This window comes from Roseimaritima multifibrata (genome assembly GCF_007741495.1).
In the GTDB taxonomy this organism is placed as follows: Bacteria; Planctomycetota; Planctomycetia; order Pirellulales; family Pirellulaceae; genus Roseimaritima; species Roseimaritima multifibrata.
The window spans coordinates 5,089,378-5,107,304 of record NZ_CP036262.1 but is presented as its reverse complement, the minus strand read 5'-3'; the positions used below and the strand labels follow the sequence as shown (position 1 = coordinate 5,107,304).

Below are 17,927 nucleotides of genomic sequence, written 5' to 3'. Positions count from 1 at the left end.
CGGGGGTGGTGAGTTAGGGATTGTCGCCTTTCGCGCCGCGAAAGAACGCTCTGGAGACTAAAGCTACTTTCGCTCGAGCCGCGAAATCAATAAGGGACGGTTTCCGAGCAAGGACCACCGTCTGGCAGACACTAGCTACGGCGAGCACGTAGCTACGGCTCGCCAGAGCGTGGTCCAGTTTCCCCTGAAACAAGCACGGCCCTTGCCGTCTTATTTATTCCTCTTCGCCTGTGATCGCTCGGACCGCTTTCACCATGTCTATGAATTCGTTTCGCAGGCCGTAGGGATCGGGGCTGGAGGCGCTTTCGGCGGTTTCTTCGATCGCCGCTAAAGACCAATCCCCTTTGTAGGGTGAATTCCGCAGCTGCATTCCGAACCCGGCGACGGCACTGGCAAACTGAAAGTCCTCGCTCGCTTCGGTGAACGAATGACCGGAGTCGCGAACCGGAAAGGTTAGTTTGGAGCTGGTTTGACCCTCGGGTTCCTTGTACCGAATTTTCAAAGTCAGCAATTCGCCATTCTTCGCTTGCTTAGAAAGTTCCATGGCTCGTTTGGAAGGTTTGATTTCCTGCTGGTAACGCAAGTCGTCGACGTCCGGACCGGGGACTTGGTCCATTTCGGCATCGTTGGCCGCTGGAGTGATTTCATAAAGGGCCGTGACGCGGTGCCCTGCTCCGATTTCGCCTGCATCGATCGCGTCGTTATTAAAATCTTCTGTTTTTAGCATCCGGTTTTCGTAACCGATCAGGCGGTAGGCGCTGACTTCCTTGGGATTGAATTCAACTTGGATTTTTACGTCCTTGGCGATCGTCACCAAAGTGCTGTTGGTCTGCTGGACAAAAACCTTGTGGGCTTCGTTGGCAGCATCGATGAAAGCGTAGTTGCCGTTGCCGCGGTTGCTGATCTGTTCCAACATCGAATCGTTATGGTTTCCCATCCCAAACGCCAGAACCGAAAGAAAAATGCCTCCTTTGGATTCTTTCTCGGCCAGTTCGACAAGATCATCGGTGCTGGTCGTGCCGACATTAAAATCGCCGTCGGTGCAAAGCAGGACTCGGTTGACGCCCCCTTCAATGAAGTGGTCGCGAGCGACGTTGTAGGCCAGACGAATCCCATCCCCGCCGTTGGTGCTCCCCCCGGCCGATAGCCGTTCCAGAGCCTTGAAAATGGTGGCGTGTTGGTCGGCCGAAGTCGAATCGAGGACCAACCCGGTTGCCGAGGCGTAGACGACTATCGCCACCCGATCATTTTCACCCAATTGTTTCAGCAGCATCTGCATTCCCTTCACCGCCAGGGGAAGTTTGTTGGGCTGGTTCATCGATCCCGATACGTCCAGCAAAAAGACCAAGTTGCTGGCCGGACGATCTTCGTTGGCGATCTCTCGGCCTTGGATGCCGATGCGAGCGAGCCGATGTTCGGGCTTCCAGGGACAGGCCGCAATTTCAACCGAGGCGCCAAAGGGAACCGGCGGAGTTGAATCGGCGTCGTCGGATTCGATTTTTTCGTTGGCACCCTCTGCCGAGCCACCCTCTGCGGAGCCACGTTCGATCGCCTCGGGTTGGGTCGCTTGGCTGTAGTCGTAGTTAAAGTAATTGATTAATTCTTCGATCCGGACCGCGGAAGGTTGCGGAAGGTGATTTTGACGGATGTAGCTGCGGACTTTGCTGTAAGAGGCCGTGTCGACGTCGATCGAAAAAGTACTTTGAGGTGCCTTGGTGACGGGCATGAAGGGATTGTCGGTAATCGATTTAAAGCGGTCGCCGGAGGAACCTTCGGCGATTTCAAAACCGGTCTGGGCAAGTTCTTCTTCCTCTTGGATGATGATGCGTGGGGTGACCATCTGCATCATGGATTCTGCGGAGTCTTTTGTGGTGCGTAATTCGACGGAGTAAGTTTCAAGTTCGGGATGGCTGGCCGCTGGCATCCCCGCAACTCCACGTCCCCTTTCGTCAGTGTTAGGGGATTTTGCCAGGCGGGTGGACAATGAATCGGTGCCCGGTTGAAGTTGCGATTCAAAACGGGGCGCTGACGGTTGAGGGGCGTCAGAAGACTTGGAAGAATCGTCCGCCGAGGGAGAACTGAAGGGGGCGTCCCCGCCGCCTGCCATGCCCATGCCGCCTTCGGTGCCCATGCCGCCTGCCATGCCCATGTTCATGCCGCCCCTACCCATTTCCATGCCCATGTCGCCCTCCATATCCATTTCCATCCCGGGCAAGCCACTTGGCGCCCATTCGGTGGCTCGCGGTGGGACGCCCGGAATTCCTCCTGCTTGGAGCGAATGGAGTTCATTGCTTTGTTGGGACTGTTGACGCTCTGACTCTTTGCGACCCGCACTTTCGGCAACGCTTTCAATTAGCGGTTGTTCCGCGGAAGCGATGCTTGCCGAATCGGGAACGTTTAGCTGGGTTGGTGCGTCGGTTGCCGGAGTGAATTCGGTGTCGCCACCCAAATCGGTTGACGAATTGAACGCGACATCGCCAGTCGATCCCGACTGCAGCGACCGATAGACATAGTTTCCTCCTGCGAGGCATGCGACCAATGGGATCCCGATCGCCGCAATGCTTAACCAAGTTTTATTGGAATGCGTTCGGATCGGAGCGGGAGGTGAGGCTTGAGCGACGGAGGCTTGTGCGATCGATTGCCGGCGTGCTGGATCGAGGGCTGGCGATTCTTCGCTGCCGAAGAGTCCGCGCAGGTCTTGCGAAAGCATCGTGACTTCGCGAACCGCTTCTTGGAGTTCCGGATTTTGAGCCATTTGTTGCTCGAATTCGGCCCGCTCGGCGGCCGTCATCCCTTCCATCACATATTCGGTGATGCGGGGATCGTTGGGATTTAAATCGGTCATTGTGGATACCCTAAAACGAAGGATAGGAGATGTCTAAAAGAGGAAGCTCGCTTCAGTTCGTCCGCAAGCGGGAGCGAAGCGTGGTGACGGCGGCGTGTAATTGGACGCCGACGTTGCTGACGGTAATGCCCGTCACCTCCGCAATCTCGCGGTAGCTGAGGCCGGCTTGAAGTCGCAGCCGGAGGACTTCTTTTTGGCGAGCCGGCAGGTCGGCGACCAAGGTGGCAAGTCGCCGTTGTTCGTCAACTTGTTCGGCGGCATCACAGGGACTTCCCTGCTCGCTTTCCACCTGAGACATCTGGTCCGGTTTTAAAACCTGTGGCGTATGGAGACGTTGCATGTCAATCACCCGAGTTCGGCAGACGGTAAACAGCCAAGCCGCGATCCGCCCCTCAAGCAGAGAGGAATCTTCGCGGCACAATCGCAAGAAGGTCTCTTGCACCGCATCCTGAGCCGCTTCGCGATTCCCACCGTTCATCTTCAGCGCGTACGAAAGCAGAGGGCGTTCGTAACGCTCCACCCAGCCTTGGATTTGCTGGTGATGATCGGGGGCCGAGTTCGATGACAATTCGGTTTCCTTCGTAGGGCGTTGGATCATTCCAACGTTCGAAAGGATAAGCAGACGCTTCAGGAATACACTCCAGACAACGCCCTACCAACCGATTTCTTAGCAACAAAAAAAGATATTTTCCGCAGGCCCGTTTTTCGCCGAATGTTTGAAGGGCCGCCATTCGAAATTTAATACGGTAAAGCAACCGTTTGACCCTAAGTTTCGGGACATTGGTCCTAAGCCGTCCGCCCCGTGACGCGTCGGGTTGGGGTTTTCTGGTGCCTCGCTCTCATTAGCGTAGTGGACGAGGCAACGAGTCCCATATTGCCGGACTCGTTGCCTCGTCCACTACGCCATTTATTGATGCGACGTTCCCCGCGAAAGGCTACAACCTCCCTCCGCTTTCGACTAAATCGACATGCGGCAAGTCGTCCGGCCTTTTTTATGGAGCGGTTGCCGGGCCGGACGGCTCGCGCCGTTCCGCTAAGAAAGTAGACGGCATTGCTTGGCGTCAGCTGGCGAGCGACGCGAATCGATTGCGGATTCGGCGAGCGCTAGTGGCTAATACCAACGCTCCTATGCACAACAGACTGGTTGGTTCAGGGACGGCGGCCGCTTGGAATGCAATGTTATCGATGGCAACGTAGGCGGGTGTGTTCATCCCAAACATCCCTACATCACTGCTGGCCAATGAGATGCCGATCGAGCGAGCGTTCCCCAGCGAGGATAGGTCAACGGTCTGCCAACTATCGATGATGTAGTCGTCTGCATTGTCCGCGAAACGGTAATCGGCCAAAAAGAAGTCGACCGAACCAAGAGACGAACCTCCAGCGTTTGAACTGTCAAATCCTGTGAAGGTGACTTGGAAAAAGTCTTCGTCGTCGCCGGTCGTCCCCCCAAACTCTTTTGCGAACGCGTCACCATTAAGCATGGAGAGGTAGGCGTAGGTGGCGTTCGTGACCGCGATCGAAGAGATCTTTTCACTGCCGGGAAGATTAAAATAGGCGCCGTTGGGACTGAACGTGGTGCCGATAACGTAGTTCCCGCTACCGCTTGCGTCGGTCCCCGGGACGGCAGACCACTGGTTGGTGTGGCCGGCGGTGGTGTTGTCGGAGACGTTGGAATAGCTCCAGCCAGGGCCGTAAGTCCCTGTGTTAAAGGTGGCTCCCTGCGATGTCCAGGTTCCAGAGCTCGCACCGGCGCCATGGCCATCGAAATAGCTGTTGGGGCTGAGCGATAATTCGTCAAAGCTGATCATCGTTGCTGCGGAAGCTGACAGTGGCAAAACGGTGGTCGCCAAGGCAATCAAAAGGAATCGTGAAGCGTTCATCGTGGTGGTTTCTCTGGAGGAATAATGAAGAAAGTTTGAAAAATGGTTGTTCAGTGGACGCTTGAAAACGTTGGCGACTAAAAGTCGGATGCCGACACGGTTTCTCCGCCCGATCGAGTGATCAATTTGCCGAGGATCGTTTTGTCGATGGTTTCGGCCATGAACTGAGTTCGTCCATCGGCGAATAACACGATCGCTCCGCTGGGGTGCAATGAGCGGATTTCGTTGTCTCCGACCCAGGCTTCCGGATCGTTGATTCCGTAGGCTTGGACGAACACGTTTCGACCGTTGATCCATTCGCTGTCCGGGCCGCCAACGTCCTCGGCAACGGCCAGCGTTTGAGTCAATCCATCGCGAATGCCGCGGAAAGAAATCGCGGTCTCATAAAGAAACAGCCCGTCTTCGGGGATCGAGTCATTGATCCGTTCGCCATACAGCCCGCCATAGTCGGTTCGGCCGCGAGTTTGGATTTTTTCAGGGGCCGTTGGGCATTCGTATGCGGAGATTCGTTGAGCGGCTGCGGCAGCGTTTTCGGGGGCATCAAAGGCGAGCCCAAAATCGATTTGGTCGTGAACGTTTTGCTGTTCCAAAAAGGGCAACAGCATCGCCGACCAAGCCATCTGCCGGTGCGTTGGAGGGGAGGAAAAACTGCGCCATTCCAAGCAGCCCATGGGGAGGCTTTTATGAACGTCGTGGTACATGTGCAAAGCGATCCCCAGCTGATGGAGATTGTTTTTGCACTGTGTTTTCCTTGCCGCTTCGCGGACCGCTTGCACCGCGGGAAGAAGCAGCCCGACCAAAATTCCAATGATCGCTATCACCACCAACAGTTCGACAAGTGTGAAGCCGGATCGAGGTGGTTTGCTGTCGGTTTGGGCGTCGGATTCCGGTTGGGTATCGGTCAGCCAGTCGGCAGCATTCAGTCGATCCTCGGCGCGTTGGAGGCATGCCCGACGCGCTGGATTGGACCAATTCGACCAGTTTCCGATTTCGGCTCGAGACCTTCCGCAGCCGGTGCAGATTTGATCTTGGTTCAGCTTGCAAATTTTGATGCACGGGGACGGCACAGGCCGAAAGGCTTGAGGTCCGGGTAACGAAAAATCTGGCATTGTCGGTGTCCGGGAAACCGGGACAGCCGTTTTCGATCAACAGACTTTCTGTTCGCGCGTACCTTCAGCCGGTTGTTAGCGTCTTTGTTTAAAAACGTAACAATGAAAGCGGGGTGAACAAAGCTGTTGAAAACGAAAGTCCCGGGGGGTGATCCGTGGAAACGGGGATCAGTGGGCTTATGGAATCAAGTACGAAGACACATAAACTCACTGCAACGACCGCCCCAATCCGAGAGGGCACTTAATCGTTTTGTCGTGGTAGGTCTTCTGACTCGCCACCTTTCCAATCGCTCACTGCCTTCTCACTCGCAACGCGAGCAATGGCACTTCCAAAGAAGGAGCAACGGGAGCAATTCTCCTGTGAGAATTGCCAGTGACACACAGCGGCCGGACCGTCCCGGAATTTCACCGGTATTCCCTGTTTACCTGAAGGTTTAACGAACCCTCAGGTCACCACGAACAACAAATAGCCTAGGCAAGCGATTGGCACGAGTCAACGTCCCCCTGTTGGCGTTCCTGTCTAGGTAACGCGTGTAGGCGAAAGAACGGTCCCTTGAAGTTACTTTCGCGGGGGAGGTGCGTTTTATAAATGAAGAAAGTCCGGCTCCCCTCGCCCTTAAAACAAGCTCGCTTAAAACAGGTTTGATACTGGACCAACGGTTCGCCAGCGAATGCAATTAAGGTCGATTCAAAGGCTTGTTTTTGGGGAGAGGGGCCGACAGCGTTGGGCAAGGCGTGGCATAATCGCTTGAAATCCGAGGCTTTCACGGCGTCTTCGCTACAAAATCGCCGCCTGGAAATCTCCCCCTCTCCCCCAAGTGAGCTCCACTAAATCAAACAAAGAGGCAGAGATCACGCAATGAGCTAGCAGAGATTTCTTCTGCAACAAAGAGCTCACTTAGGGGCGAGGGGAGCCAGACTTTCTTCATTTATAAATCGCACGTCCCGAGCGAAAGGCAACAATCACTAATTCAGCAAGCCGTTGCGCCAACGGCAAGTATCTGCCGCCCGCTGGGCTAAAAGCACGGCACTCAGACTCGGATGGGCTGGCGTGAAATCGTCACCTTTTTAGCTCCAAATATCGAGAGTTCCGTTTCCGGGCTTGCCCCGGACCGGGACTAGCCCGGCGGAAGCAGACAGGGACCGTTCAGCTGTCGAAATCCCAACCCGCTGCGTAAGCGAGGGACAGCAATAGCCAGGCACGATCCTTCGCTAACGCAGCGGGTTGGGATCTTTTGATGCCTTGTCGCATCTCAGCAACCCGCCTTGGAAACCGTCACTGAATGATTTCACGTCCCACCCCGTGGGGTAGTCGATGTTCCTAAGCACGGACGCGTCGCGATCGTCACCAGTTTTGATTGAATACAAAATTTGCGGTTTCCGCTGCGTCTCTGGTAGAAAGAAGGGAAGCAGTCTTTTGTTACTGCAGAGGACGTTTGTCTTCGCTAACCGGATTTTTGCCGAGAGGGCTGCGATGGAATTTGTGAGTGGACTGAAAACGACAACTTGGCGAGACGTCCTCTTCGGCGTTCTGGTCGTGGGATTGAGCTCGCTTGTCTCCGTTGAAATCGTTCACGCTCAAGCGGTCGTCAGCGCGGCGGCTGCCGGTGAATTTGCGGTTGCTCGAGCGGCGTTGGAACAAGCGCCCGCGAATCAGCGTGATCCTGGATGGGCTGGCTTAGCTGAACAGCAAGCCGCTGCGAGGGCTTGGACGGGGGCATCGCGATCGCTTTCCCATGTCGCTGATCCCGCTGATCAGGCTGCAGGGATTCGAGCCGTCCGCGACAATCGTTTTGGAGCCGGTAGCCTTGCGGATTTTTCTTCCTTGATGAATCTGATTCAGACCACCGTCGCGCCGGAATCATGGGAAGAAACGATGGGAGGGCCCTCCACGATGGCGCCCTACTATGGCGGGATCGTGGTCGATTCAAGCGGCTTGGTGACCGAACTGGTGACCTCGGAAAATCTACGGAATCGCTCCGGTTTTCCCTCGGACCTATTATTGGCCCCCAGTGCGGATGCAGGTCGTTCAAACGACAGCCTCTTGCCCGATTGGACGCGGCCCGCGAAACGACGATACGTTTCACTGAAGCGTTTGGGGGCGGAGTGGGTGCGGATTCAGGCCCTGGGGAAAGCTCCCTCCGCTTCGCTTTATAACTTAGCTGGGCTATCGGAAGTCGATTACGTCTTTATCGATTCGGTCAATGAAGATGTTGTGCTGAGTGGGCCCGTTGGCGGAATCGTTACATCCGATGATTGGCCTCGCGATCGTCTGACGGGAAACGTACCCTGGCAGTTACCGATGCTGTTGGCGGTGGTTCAAGCGGTTGAATCGGGGCAGTCCTTTGGCTGCACGATCGATCCGACCAACAAAGGAATTGCTCAGTCGTTGCAGGTGGCTGAACGGATTGGAAATAAACAGATCCCGGTCGCCGACGCTGCGGAGGCAATGCGAGAGGCGCTGGGGCGACAACGTGTGGAGGTTTTTGGGACGGAACCCGACAGCATGCTGGCCTGGTTTTTGGTCGATGCGGATCGGCACATGAAACAATTGGCGTTGGAGCAGCACCCGCTTCCCGACAGTGTCCCCAGTTACTTAGATCAAGTAACCGCGATGATCGGTCAAGGAGTGCCCAGTGGTACGTTGTTGCGATTGTGGTTCACCGGTCAGCCGTTATCGGTCCAGGCGGACGCGGATCGGACGGTCTTTAAAGTGACAGGCGTTCCCTGTCGCTTGGTTTCCGAAGATCAGCGGCCGGACGTCAACGGAAATCGTAGGCCGGTCGCAACCGATCCCCGAAGTCATCGCTTCGTCCGCGATTTCAATCAGCATCTGCCTGCGATTTCTCGACAGTATCCGATCTATCATTCGCTGCAGAATTTGTACCGTATGGCCGCCGTTGCCCAGTTGCTAAAACAGCATGTTCCCGACCAGGTTCGGCGGCCTATGCAGGCTCCGTTTCTGGTCCGTGGAAATACCACCACGATCAGCCCGCTGCCGGTGCCGACCAGTGTGGATTCGATTGCGGTAATGCAATCGGTGCGTCACGGCAGTAAACGACACCACATCATTGTCGCCAGCGGAGGCATCCATTTGGATCCAACAAACACGCTTCAGCCAAATTTGGAAACCTATCAAACGTTGGCCAGCGTGCGATCTCCGGCAGCCTCCAAGCCAACTCCATCGGATCATTGGTGGTGGGACGGTAATGAACTGGAAAGCGAATAGAAGTCGCGGGACAACCTCGTTCAGATATTGATTCAACGCTGGGACCTGCAATCGATTGCCGGTCAGTCCGCGCACTGGCGAGCATAGCAATGTGATTGTCGCCTTTCGCTCGGGACGTGCGATTTATAGATGAAGAAAGTCTGGCTCCCCTCGCCCCTAAGCGAGCTCTTTGTTGCGGAAGAAATCTCTGCTAGCTCATTGCGTGATCTCTGCCTCTTTGTTTGATTTAGTGGAGCTTGCTTGGGGGCTGGGGGAGAGGGGGAGATTTCCAGGCGGCGATTTTGCAGCGAAGACGTGGTGAACGCCTCGGATTTGAAGCGATTATGCCAGGCCTTGCCCAACGCTGTCGGCCCCTCTCCCCCAGCCCCTCTCCCCCAAAATAAGCCTTTGAATCGACCTTAATTGCATTAGCTGGCGAACCGTTGGTCTTGTATCAAACCTGTTTTAGGCGAGCTTGTTTTGAGGGCGAGGGGAGCCAGACTTTCTTCATTTATTCTTTTCACGCCCTCCGCGAAAGGCTTCAAAAACCGTCACCTATAAACATCGCCTCCTTCGCCCTGCTTAAAACGCCGAGGAAGCGAATGTTTGGCTCGAATTCAGATGCACTTCTGATGTGGGCTGGGCTTGGAACTCTTTTCATTGATAATTGGAGGACCCATTTACCATAGGTGTCAAAAATGCAGATTTCGAGTGATTCCGCGATTCAGTGGGAGCAAACGCCAACGTTGTGCGAGGTTGTGCAGCGAGTTAGTGGAGCAGCGGATGCGAACGTAAGTTTGCGACGCGGACGTTTTGTCTCAGGTGCGGCCGACGGCGTTGAAGTCATTCAGATCGATACCGGCGCCATTTGTGTTTGGGTCTTGCCTACCCGAGGAATGGGGATCTGGAAGATTCAGGCCGGCGAGCAGACCTTGGGATGGAAATCGCCTGTCGAAGGGCCGGTCCATCCTGCTCTGGTACCAATCCATGACGACAGTGGGATTGGCTGGTTGGAGGGATTTGACGAATTGCTGGTCCGCTGCGGATTGGAAAGTAACGGAGCCCCCGAGTGGGATGCCGATGGGAAATTGATCTATCCGCTGCACGGGCGAATCGCCAACCTGCCAGCCGGAAATCTGAAGGTTGAATTCGATGCTGAGAGCGGACGTTTGACACTCTCGGGACAGGTCAATGAATCGCGATTGTTTTTCAAAAATCTGCAACTGGAATCGTGCCTGACGGTCACTGCCGGCCAGTCGCAGGTTCAGGTCGAAGACCGCGTGACCAACCGGATGTCGCAGCCTGCCAAGACTCAGATGTTGTACCACATCAATGTGGGCGTCCCGCTGTTGTCCGCTGGCGCCAAGGTCCGGATCGCCAGTACCGATGTGACCGGAAAAGACGCCACATCCCAGGCGGAAATCGAACAATGGAATCAGGTCGGACCGCCCGTTTCTGGATATGGCGAACGGGTTTATTTCATCGCCCCAGAGGCCACCGGCGATTGGTCGGCCGCCCTTCTTCAGTCGGCCGATTCCCAGCAAGGGCTGGGGGTCGCTTTTGATACGACGACCCTGCCCCACTTGGTGATGTGGAAAAACACCGCTGCGGTTGAGGATGGGTATGTCGTCGGATTGGAACCGGCGACCAATTTGCCGAACCAACGCAGCCAAGAGGAAGCCGCCGGACGAATCGTTAGCCTCGAACCGGGCGGGACGGTTGTGTACCGTCTGAGCTTAAATGTCTTGCAGTCGGCTACCGAGGTCGAAGGGTTTGCCTCGCAGCACCGCTTGCTGTAGCCGCAGCCGTGAAGAGCATCGTCTGTTTTGGGCTATGTCATTTCACGAGGAAAGGCATTTCGAATCGTCGTCAACACAGACTTTTCTGCTTGATTGGTTGCGCCGATTCCAAGGAATCCGCCTGCGGCTTGGGCGACCATTTCGGCTTGCCCGATCACTTCGGCGCGTAGCACCGATACGGCGGAGTTGGACAGGGCATCGCAGATTTCTTCAACGTAGACCAACCAGACTCGCATCAGTTCTTCGGGAGGCCGTCGGTCCAACCATTCATCAAGAAGGCGGTAGGCTGGCGAGCCGTGTTGGATGTTCTTGCGGGCGGCGGCATCCAGCAAAACCTCACGTTCCTGCTTTTGTAGTTGCCCGTCGCTCCATGCGACGGCAACCAAAGGAGCCATCCGAAAGGCCGCAAAAGTCTCTGCCGAAACCTTCAACGTCACCAGTTCCATCAATAAATTGCGGTCGGAGATCCCCGTTACCGCGGCAAGCGCTTCGGCTTCTTCAACCGAATCAATGTCACGATGCAGGTCCTCCATCAGTTCTTCATTCACATCTGCGTAAAACTGTTGGTTCAGTTTCTTTTCAGCAGCTTGGAAATCATTTGACATTTAATACACCTGTCGTTGGAAAGAGGATGGACTAGGAATTTCAGCAGATGAGGGACCAGCATGTAACAGCTGGCATTACCCCCCTAATTTCGCATTAATGCGGCTCTTTCGCGAGCCCATCCTGTTTACAATATAGGGCGATTGAGGCGAGAATGAGGGTTAGTTAAGGAAACGTTGAAGACTTGCTATCGGCAAAGGATGGGAACTATGCGTCATTGGTTGAACAGGAAGCACTGGTCGGTTGGGATGCCAAAGGTTGTTTGTTTGGCTATCGCTGCTCTTTTACCGAATTTTGCGCTCGCGGAGTGGACTCAGGAAGAGCGAAGTGGGGCCGCTGATCAATTGGCCGCAGCCATCGATTTGCTGGATGTCGAGCAACTGCCTGACCTGGAATCGGCTCAGGCTGAATTTCTCCAGGCGGTTGAAAGTCTGGATACATTTCTAAGCCAAACCAGTAGCGATGCGAACCGCGACGCTTGGTTCGCTTATTTGCAGCCCGAAACAGTGATCGATGCCATTGAATCCGGGGCGTCTCCCGCTGACCAAGGGCGAATGGCTCAGGCGTTGCAGCACCGCATGAGCCGCAATTTGGACGGTTTAAATCTGACCGCCCTGCGGCGTTTGCGGACCGCGGCCGAGCACATGCAGGCGGCTGTCCGGTTTCGTCGGCATGACCAAACCATCACCCAGTTAAGCACTCAGCTTGATCGCTTGGCGACACGAGTGCGTGAAATGGAAGCGGTCCCCTCACCCGATGACGCCGCTGCCCTTTCGGTGGTGATGACGATGTTGGAATTGTCGGACCAGGAAGAAGCCCTCACCGCGATTACCAAAGCGCTGCCCCGTCGGCCTAACGCACGGGTCATGGTTGGCGAAAATATGATCAACCGAGTCGCCTCTCGAAACATTCAACGTTGCCAGTCGGTCAATGATTGTATTTTGGGAACTCGTATCAAAGGTTCCGCAAGCCTGAATGGTTCGGTCCAAGCCGACCTGCTTCCATCACAGGAAACCATCCAGCTCCGATTGACTTTGGCGGCTAATTTTTCGAGCCAAAATGTTGGCTACAACGGTCCGGTCAGTGTGGATACGGTCGGTTGTGGTAGCGTCACTGCGTCTCGGCTGTTGCTGATCAACGAATCGGGAATCCATTTGCAGCCGGTGGCCGCCAGTGCCAACGTGCATACGGACATCCTGCGGATCAATCACCCGCTCAAGCTGGTTCGCAAAATCGCCTCGAAACGGGCTGCCGAGCAGAAACCGCAGGCCGAACGGATCGCCGTGCGGAAACTGGAGAGCCAGGTTGCGAGCGAATTTGATCGCCAGACAGCCGAGTTCGGTGGTCGGCGGATGGATCAGCCGTTAAACGACCTTCAAGTCATTCTGCAGCGTCTGGATTTGCCGACGCCGGATAGGCAGTTGTATGCAGGAGACGATTTTGTCTACCTGGATCTCCACCAGGCCGCTGAAGGTCAAGTCGCTGCACTAACCCTTCCGCCTAGCTACGTCGCGAACGATTACCTTTCGGTTCAGTTGCATGAATCGGTTATCGATAACGTCGCCTCGCGAGTTTTGGCGGGACGCACGATGACCAAAAAACAGTTGGACGACTTGCTGGAAAGTTTGCAGCCTGAGGATGCTTCCAAACAGTTGCCCCCCTTTATCGATCCTCCAGAAGATTCTGAAGCTGACGCAGCGGATGCCAGCGAAGAGAAACTTGTCGAGCCCTACGAGATCGATTTTGCTCGGTTCCGCCCCGTCATTTTCGAATCCCGTGATAATCAGCTGCGATTTGGGATTCGTGGAACACGTTTCAGCCAGAGCGGACGCGAGTTGGCCAGGCCGATTGAGATCACCGCGGTCTACGAGCCTGTTAAGTTCGAGGACAAGGTTTACTTGTTGCGAAAGGGTGGAGTCGATGTCGACTTTCCTGGACGCGGAACGCTTAGCGTTTCACAGGTAGCCATCAAAGGGAACATCCAGACCGCATTCGCCGAAGCATTCCCCAAAGCGATCCTCAATCGCCCCGTGGAAATTCCGATGCAAGAAGTCGAAAGCCTTTTGATTTATCCTCGGGATATCACCAGCACGGATGGTTGGTTGTCGGTTGGAATGCGATAGCGGCAACGCTTTTCGCTTGCCTTGCGAGTTGGGGGCTGATGGATTGCCCGCACAGCAGCAATCCGCTAGGGAACGGTCATTTCCAAAAGTCGCGTCGCCCAATGCTACTTTCGCGAGGGACGTCCGATTTATTAGTGAGCGATTTGCAGGTCTCTACGTGGCATTGGCCCCATGCCAGCTTGTCTGGCATGAAGCAAAGATTTGAAGTTAGATCACATGTTTTGAATAGCTCCCGCCCGCGGTTCGGCTTGCCGCTTTCAGCGGCAAGCCGAACCGCGGGCAATACGCTGTGGGTGACCGCTTCTAATTTCAAATCTTTCGTTCCTGTCGGGTAAACCGACAAGGGGACGTTGTGCCAGGCCGATTGGTTCGTCAATGTTTGTTGCACTTTCCGGGGTGAGCCCAAGGAAAGCAAACAGGCTGTCATTCGGCGGCTTCGGTTTTTTACTACCACTCCGCCGCTAGAACCTCAGTTCCAGTCCGGCGTAGGCTGAAAACGGTGTCCCTTGGTAGCCGGCGACCGGTTGGTAGTCTTGGGCTAGGAGGTTGTCGATGCGTCCAAAGGTTCGCCATGATTCATTGAACCGGTACCAGGCTGCAAGGTTGACGAACCAGTAGTCATCCAGGACCGTGCCAACATCCGTTCGGTCGCCTACATACAGTGCCTGCAAGGTGACGTTGGCTCGGTTGTTGGGATAGTATCGGCTGAATCCAAACGCCCACTTATTCTTGGGGCGACGCAACAGCGGATCGCCTGTGGAGCGGTCTCGAGTGTCGGTGAAGGTGTAGTTGGCGAACAGGGTCGTTTCATCGGTCAGGGCCCACAAACTGGTTAATTCGACTCCGGAGGCGAGTGCTTGTTTGACGTTTTGCAGGGTCCCGCCGAACGGCCCGGGGGCCAGTGGATCAAATTCGAACTGGATCAGATCGTTAAAGTCGTTGCGAAAGTAAGTCGCGTCCAAAGTGATTTGCTGATCAAGAAGGCGCTGCTGAACCCCCGCTTCCCAGCCTTTGCTCTGTTCCGGATTGAGCAGCGGGTTGCCAACTAAACCGAGCAGTTCATCGAGTGCTGGAGCTCGGAATCCGGTCCCGATTGCTCCGTGCAATGCGGTTGCTTCGGTTGCATTGTACCGGCCGGTAATCCGGTACGTGAACGCAGAACCAGCTCGACTGTAATCGTCCCAGCGGGCACCGGCACCGAGGAACAAGCGATCATTTAAATCGATATTGGTTTGGAAGTATCCAGCTAAGTTCCCCTGCCTTGCCTGGGGAACCGTATCGTTCCGAGCGACTTCTTCCAGGAAATCGATCCCGCTGGTGAGTTGCCAGCGAACGTCCTCTTGGTCGACCAGGAGGAGGTCGTTCTGCCAATCCAGTCGCCCGGTTCGTCCGTAGAAAGTGCCTCCGAAATCGGAGAAGAAAGTTCGTTCAAATTCGGAATACCCGCTACCCAGCCGATGACTCCAGATCCCATCGGCCGTCGTCCAGGTCGCCTGTGCACGCATCACCGTGGAAACCTGTTCCAGGGACGAAAGGTCGTCTTGGAGCGTGAAGGTTGGCGGTGGAAAACCATCGGTTCCTGTATCGGAATCGGTGTGCCGAGCAACGATATCGACTGCAAGCTGTTCGGTTGCCTGCCATCCAAGTCGCCCGGAAATGGTCCCGTTTCGATAGAAGTCGGCTTCCGTATTCCCGGGGGGCAAGGCTGCGGCGGAAAAGCCGTTTGTGTCGTTGTAGCTGCCTCCCAGCGCATAGTAGAGACGGTCATTTCCGCCCGCCGTGCGGGCGGTTGTTCTTGAGCTTGAAAACGATCCGCCTTCGCTGCTGACGACGGTGATCGGTTCACCACCTTTGCGAGTAATGATATTGATCACACCGCCGATGGCATCGCTGCCGTAAAGCGTGCTTTGGGGGCCCCGAAGAACTTCAATCCGTTCGACTTCATCCACGGTGAGGGTCGAAAAATCAAAGCCGCGACCTGGGCTGCCTGGATCGTTCATCGGCATCCCGTCAAGCATCACTTTGGTTTGGTTGCTATTCGCTCCACGCATAAAGACTGAAGTCTGTTGGCCTGGGCCTCCCTGCGAAACCACATCCAGTCCAGGCACACTGCGGAGGACCGCCGCAACGCTTGCCTGACCAGTGTTGCGGATCGCTTCACGACTGATCACCGTCATCGAACTGCCGACTTGGTTGCCGGGGCGGAGCGACCGTGAATCGGTGACGACCGAGTTCGAGGGAACGTTTGAGGTTCCGTTGGCCGAAGTCGAATTCCCGGTATCGTTTGAACTCACTTGAGCCGGCACGGCAACGGGAGCACTTCCGGGATTGGCCAGCGGAGATCCAGAGCCGGTGTTGCTGGAGCGATTTTGAGGCGGAGTCACCGTGGTTTCCGGGGCCATTGGCAACGTGTCGAACGTTTCCGGATCGGCGTCCCCGTTCACTGCTTCTTGAACGGTCTCCGCGGAGGCATCGTCGGCATTGGCGATGGGAGCGTTTGGGAGTTGAGCCCCTGCGTCTTGCGCGTGGACATATCCAAAGCAGCCAGTGATGCCGATGAATAGCACTATTTTCAAGCGGAGACCGGTGCGGGGCATACTGTTCTTCTCGATATCAAGGATGTACGTGATATGCGAGTCATTCGGCTGTTGGCGGTTGCAACGCTAAGACATCCAAAAGAGTCCGTACAGCTTGACAGATAATGAGAAACAGGAACGGTTATGCCAGATGAACCAGCGGTTCGCGGTTGTGCGACGCGATTAATCCCGTAGCTACGCTCGCCAGTGCGCGGACCGACCGGCAAAACGTCACCTATTGATTTCACGTCCCCCGCAGGACGTCGCTTGAAGAGGGCGTTCTTGTGCGGAGTGAAAGGCGACAATCAGGTCGCTACGCCCCTAGCGGCTGAGCAATCTGCTGGAACTGATCGAGGATCTCTGCTAACCGTTCCATTGGGAGACCGACGACATTGGTTTCGCTCCCCTTGGTCACCCGCAACCAATCGACGCCATCTTGGTATCCAAACGCGCCCGCTTTGCCCTCCCATAGCCGAGTGTCCAAATATTCGTTCAGCTGGGAATCGCTAACGGCATCCATGGTCAATTCGGTGTGGCAGACCTCCACGACCCCTTGGCTGCTTTGCGTATTCCAAAGGCAGATACCGGTAAAGACGGCATGAGGTCGGCCGCGCAGCAGGCGTAACATTTCCTCGGCGTGTTTGCGGTTTTCTGGTTTGCCCAAAATTTTGCCGTGGCAGCTGGCAACGGTGTCGGCTGCCAGGATCAAAGCCGATGGGTGGTGTTGGGCAACGTCGGCCGCTTTGCGAAAAGCTAAGCGGGCGACCATTTCGGGCGGCGTTTCACGGCTGCATATTCCGCATTCGACTTCATCGTCCGCAGGCTGGACGTCAAAATCATATCCGGCCGCGCGAAGCAGTGCCGCGCGACGTGGGGAACCGCTGGCAAGGATCAGGTTCAGTCCCGAAGCGACCGTTCCACGCGGCAAATCGGCAAACAAATTGGTATCGCTCACACCCAGATCCCTCCACTTCCCCCGCTCCCCGCTGGCGGATCTTCAGGCGGTGGGTCCTGTGGTGGATTGTCCGTATCGGTAGGATCCTCAGGGGATGAATCGTCATCCTGAGAAGGTAAAAATGGTGGGCTTGGATCGATGTTTTGTTGCTGCTGTCGTTGCTGGAGTTGTTTTGCAGCGTTCTCGAGTGAATCGAGGAAGCGAGGAACCTGTCCCGCAGCCAAATAGATTCTGGCGCTGACTGCCGATTGAGGGAAGAAGCTGGTTAGGAAATCGAGGCTGAACTCATTTGCACCGTGTCCGATCATCACTCCGTTTGAATAAGATCCACTGAGGACTTCATCAGGGAGTTTCAGGTCGTCGTAGATCTCTTGCGGCGTTGGTCGGCGCCCATCATTGGGGGGCGTCAACGGTTTCGGAGCCGGCCCGAAGCGTTTTTCGTACAGTTCGATATTCGTTTTCAGCGCGGTGATGAACTGCGGCAGAACCGGATGCGGCAGCACGACACGGCAAGCAACCCGATGGGGGCGACCGATCGTTTGCAGGAAATCGATGACGAACTCGCTAGGCCCGGTCATCACGATCGCACCGGAGCTGAACGTGCCTCCGGCGATGTGGTCAGGAATCCTGGCCCGCAGGTGGGATCCATCGGGGGTCGGTTCCGGTGAAGGATTTTCGGGGTTTGAATCTTCGCTCATATTTCCTTGCCAGCGGGGGCGGTTGCAGATCGCCCACAAAAGAGTCGATTGTTGCGATGGATGAGAACCTAAGTCATTCTAACGAAAACAGCCCCAAGCGGTACGAGACCGAATGGGGCTGTTCGTTTTCT

At 55.6% G+C, this 17,927-nt stretch carries 11 protein-coding genes and 1 riboswitch; of the genes, 3 read left to right on the top strand and 8 right to left on the bottom strand.

Features of this window, described 5'->3' with window-relative positions:
- Nucleotides 1–214 precede the first annotated feature (214 nt).
- The 4 genes from FF011L_RS26905 to FF011L_RS18430 form a co-directional block, all read right to left on the bottom strand.
- Entirely contained in the window at nucleotides 215–2,845 is a 2,631-nt protein-coding gene (locus tag FF011L_RS26905) for a YfbK domain-containing protein (protein WP_246109497.1), read from the bottom strand.
- A gap of 52 nt (nucleotides 2,846–2,897) precedes the next feature.
- Nucleotides 2,898–3,443, bottom strand: a complete 546-nt coding sequence (locus FF011L_RS18440; RefSeq protein ID WP_145353136.1) for an RNA polymerase sigma factor — start codon at nucleotides 3,441–3,443, stop codon at nucleotides 2,898–2,900.
- Nucleotides 3,444–3,906: 463 nt separating this feature from the next.
- Nucleotides 3,907–4,725: a DUF4465 domain-containing protein gene (locus FF011L_RS18435; protein ID WP_145353134.1), complete on the bottom strand. Its 819-nt coding sequence runs from the start codon at nucleotides 4,723–4,725 to the stop codon at nucleotides 3,907–3,909.
- Between the two features lie 77 nt (nucleotides 4,726–4,802).
- On the bottom strand, nucleotides 4,803–5,834 hold the full coding sequence (locus FF011L_RS18430) for a DUF1559 family PulG-like putative transporter (RefSeq protein ID WP_145353132.1): 1,032 nt from the start codon (nucleotides 5,832–5,834) through the stop codon (nucleotides 4,803–4,805).
- A 240-nt stretch (nucleotides 5,835–6,074) separates the two neighbouring features.
- Nucleotides 6,075–6,307, bottom strand: a riboswitch (cobalamin riboswitch).
- A 1,001-nt stretch (nucleotides 6,308–7,308) separates the two neighbouring features.
- Here FF011L_RS18430 and FF011L_RS18425 point away from each other — a divergent pair.
- Together FF011L_RS18425 and FF011L_RS18420 are read left to right on the top strand one after the other, a co-directional pair.
- The gene (locus tag FF011L_RS18425; protein ID WP_218932727.1) at nucleotides 7,309–9,063 is read left to right on the top strand and encodes a DUF1598 domain-containing protein; all 1,755 of its coding nucleotides are present in this window, start codon (nucleotides 7,309–7,311) and stop codon (nucleotides 9,061–9,063) included.
- 677 nt (nucleotides 9,064–9,740) lie between these two features.
- Nucleotides 9,741–10,841 carry an aldose 1-epimerase family protein gene (locus tag FF011L_RS18420; RefSeq protein WP_145353128.1) on the top strand — a complete coding sequence of 367 codons (1,101 nt, stop codon included), beginning with the start codon at nucleotides 9,741–9,743 and terminating at the stop codon, nucleotides 10,839–10,841.
- Nucleotides 10,842–10,873: 32 nt separating this feature from the next.
- Here the strand turns inward: FF011L_RS18420 and FF011L_RS18415 are convergent, their stop codons facing one another.
- A complete protein-coding gene (locus FF011L_RS18415) occupies nucleotides 10,874–11,446 on the bottom strand; it encodes a hypothetical protein (RefSeq protein WP_145353126.1) in 573 nt (190 codons plus the stop codon).
- Nucleotides 11,447–11,653: 207 nt separating this feature from the next.
- Between FF011L_RS18415 and FF011L_RS18410 the strand changes: the two genes are divergently transcribed.
- Complete coding sequence (locus tag FF011L_RS18410; RefSeq protein WP_145353124.1) at nucleotides 11,654–13,567, top strand: hypothetical protein; 1,914 nt, start codon at nucleotides 11,654–11,656, stop codon at nucleotides 13,565–13,567.
- Nucleotides 13,568–14,028: 461 nt separating this feature from the next.
- Here the strand turns inward: FF011L_RS18410 and FF011L_RS18405 are convergent, their stop codons facing one another.
- From FF011L_RS18405 to FF011L_RS18395, 3 genes are all read right to left on the bottom strand, one after another.
- Complete coding sequence (locus FF011L_RS18405) at nucleotides 14,029–16,164, bottom strand: TonB-dependent receptor plug domain-containing protein (protein WP_145353123.1); 2,136 nt, start codon at nucleotides 16,162–16,164, stop codon at nucleotides 14,029–14,031.
- 292 nt (nucleotides 16,165–16,456) lie between these two features.
- Nucleotides 16,457–17,098 (bottom strand): Maf family protein, encoded by a 642-nt coding sequence (locus FF011L_RS18400; protein ID WP_145353121.1) that lies wholly within the window; start codon nucleotides 17,096–17,098, stop codon nucleotides 16,457–16,459.
- Complete coding sequence (locus FF011L_RS18395; RefSeq protein ID WP_145353119.1) at nucleotides 17,095–17,796, bottom strand: DUF3467 domain-containing protein; 702 nt, start codon at nucleotides 17,794–17,796, stop codon at nucleotides 17,095–17,097. The genes FF011L_RS18400 and FF011L_RS18395 overlap by 4 nt, the downstream gene beginning before the upstream one ends.
- Between the last annotated feature and the right edge of the window lie 131 nt (nucleotides 17,797–17,927).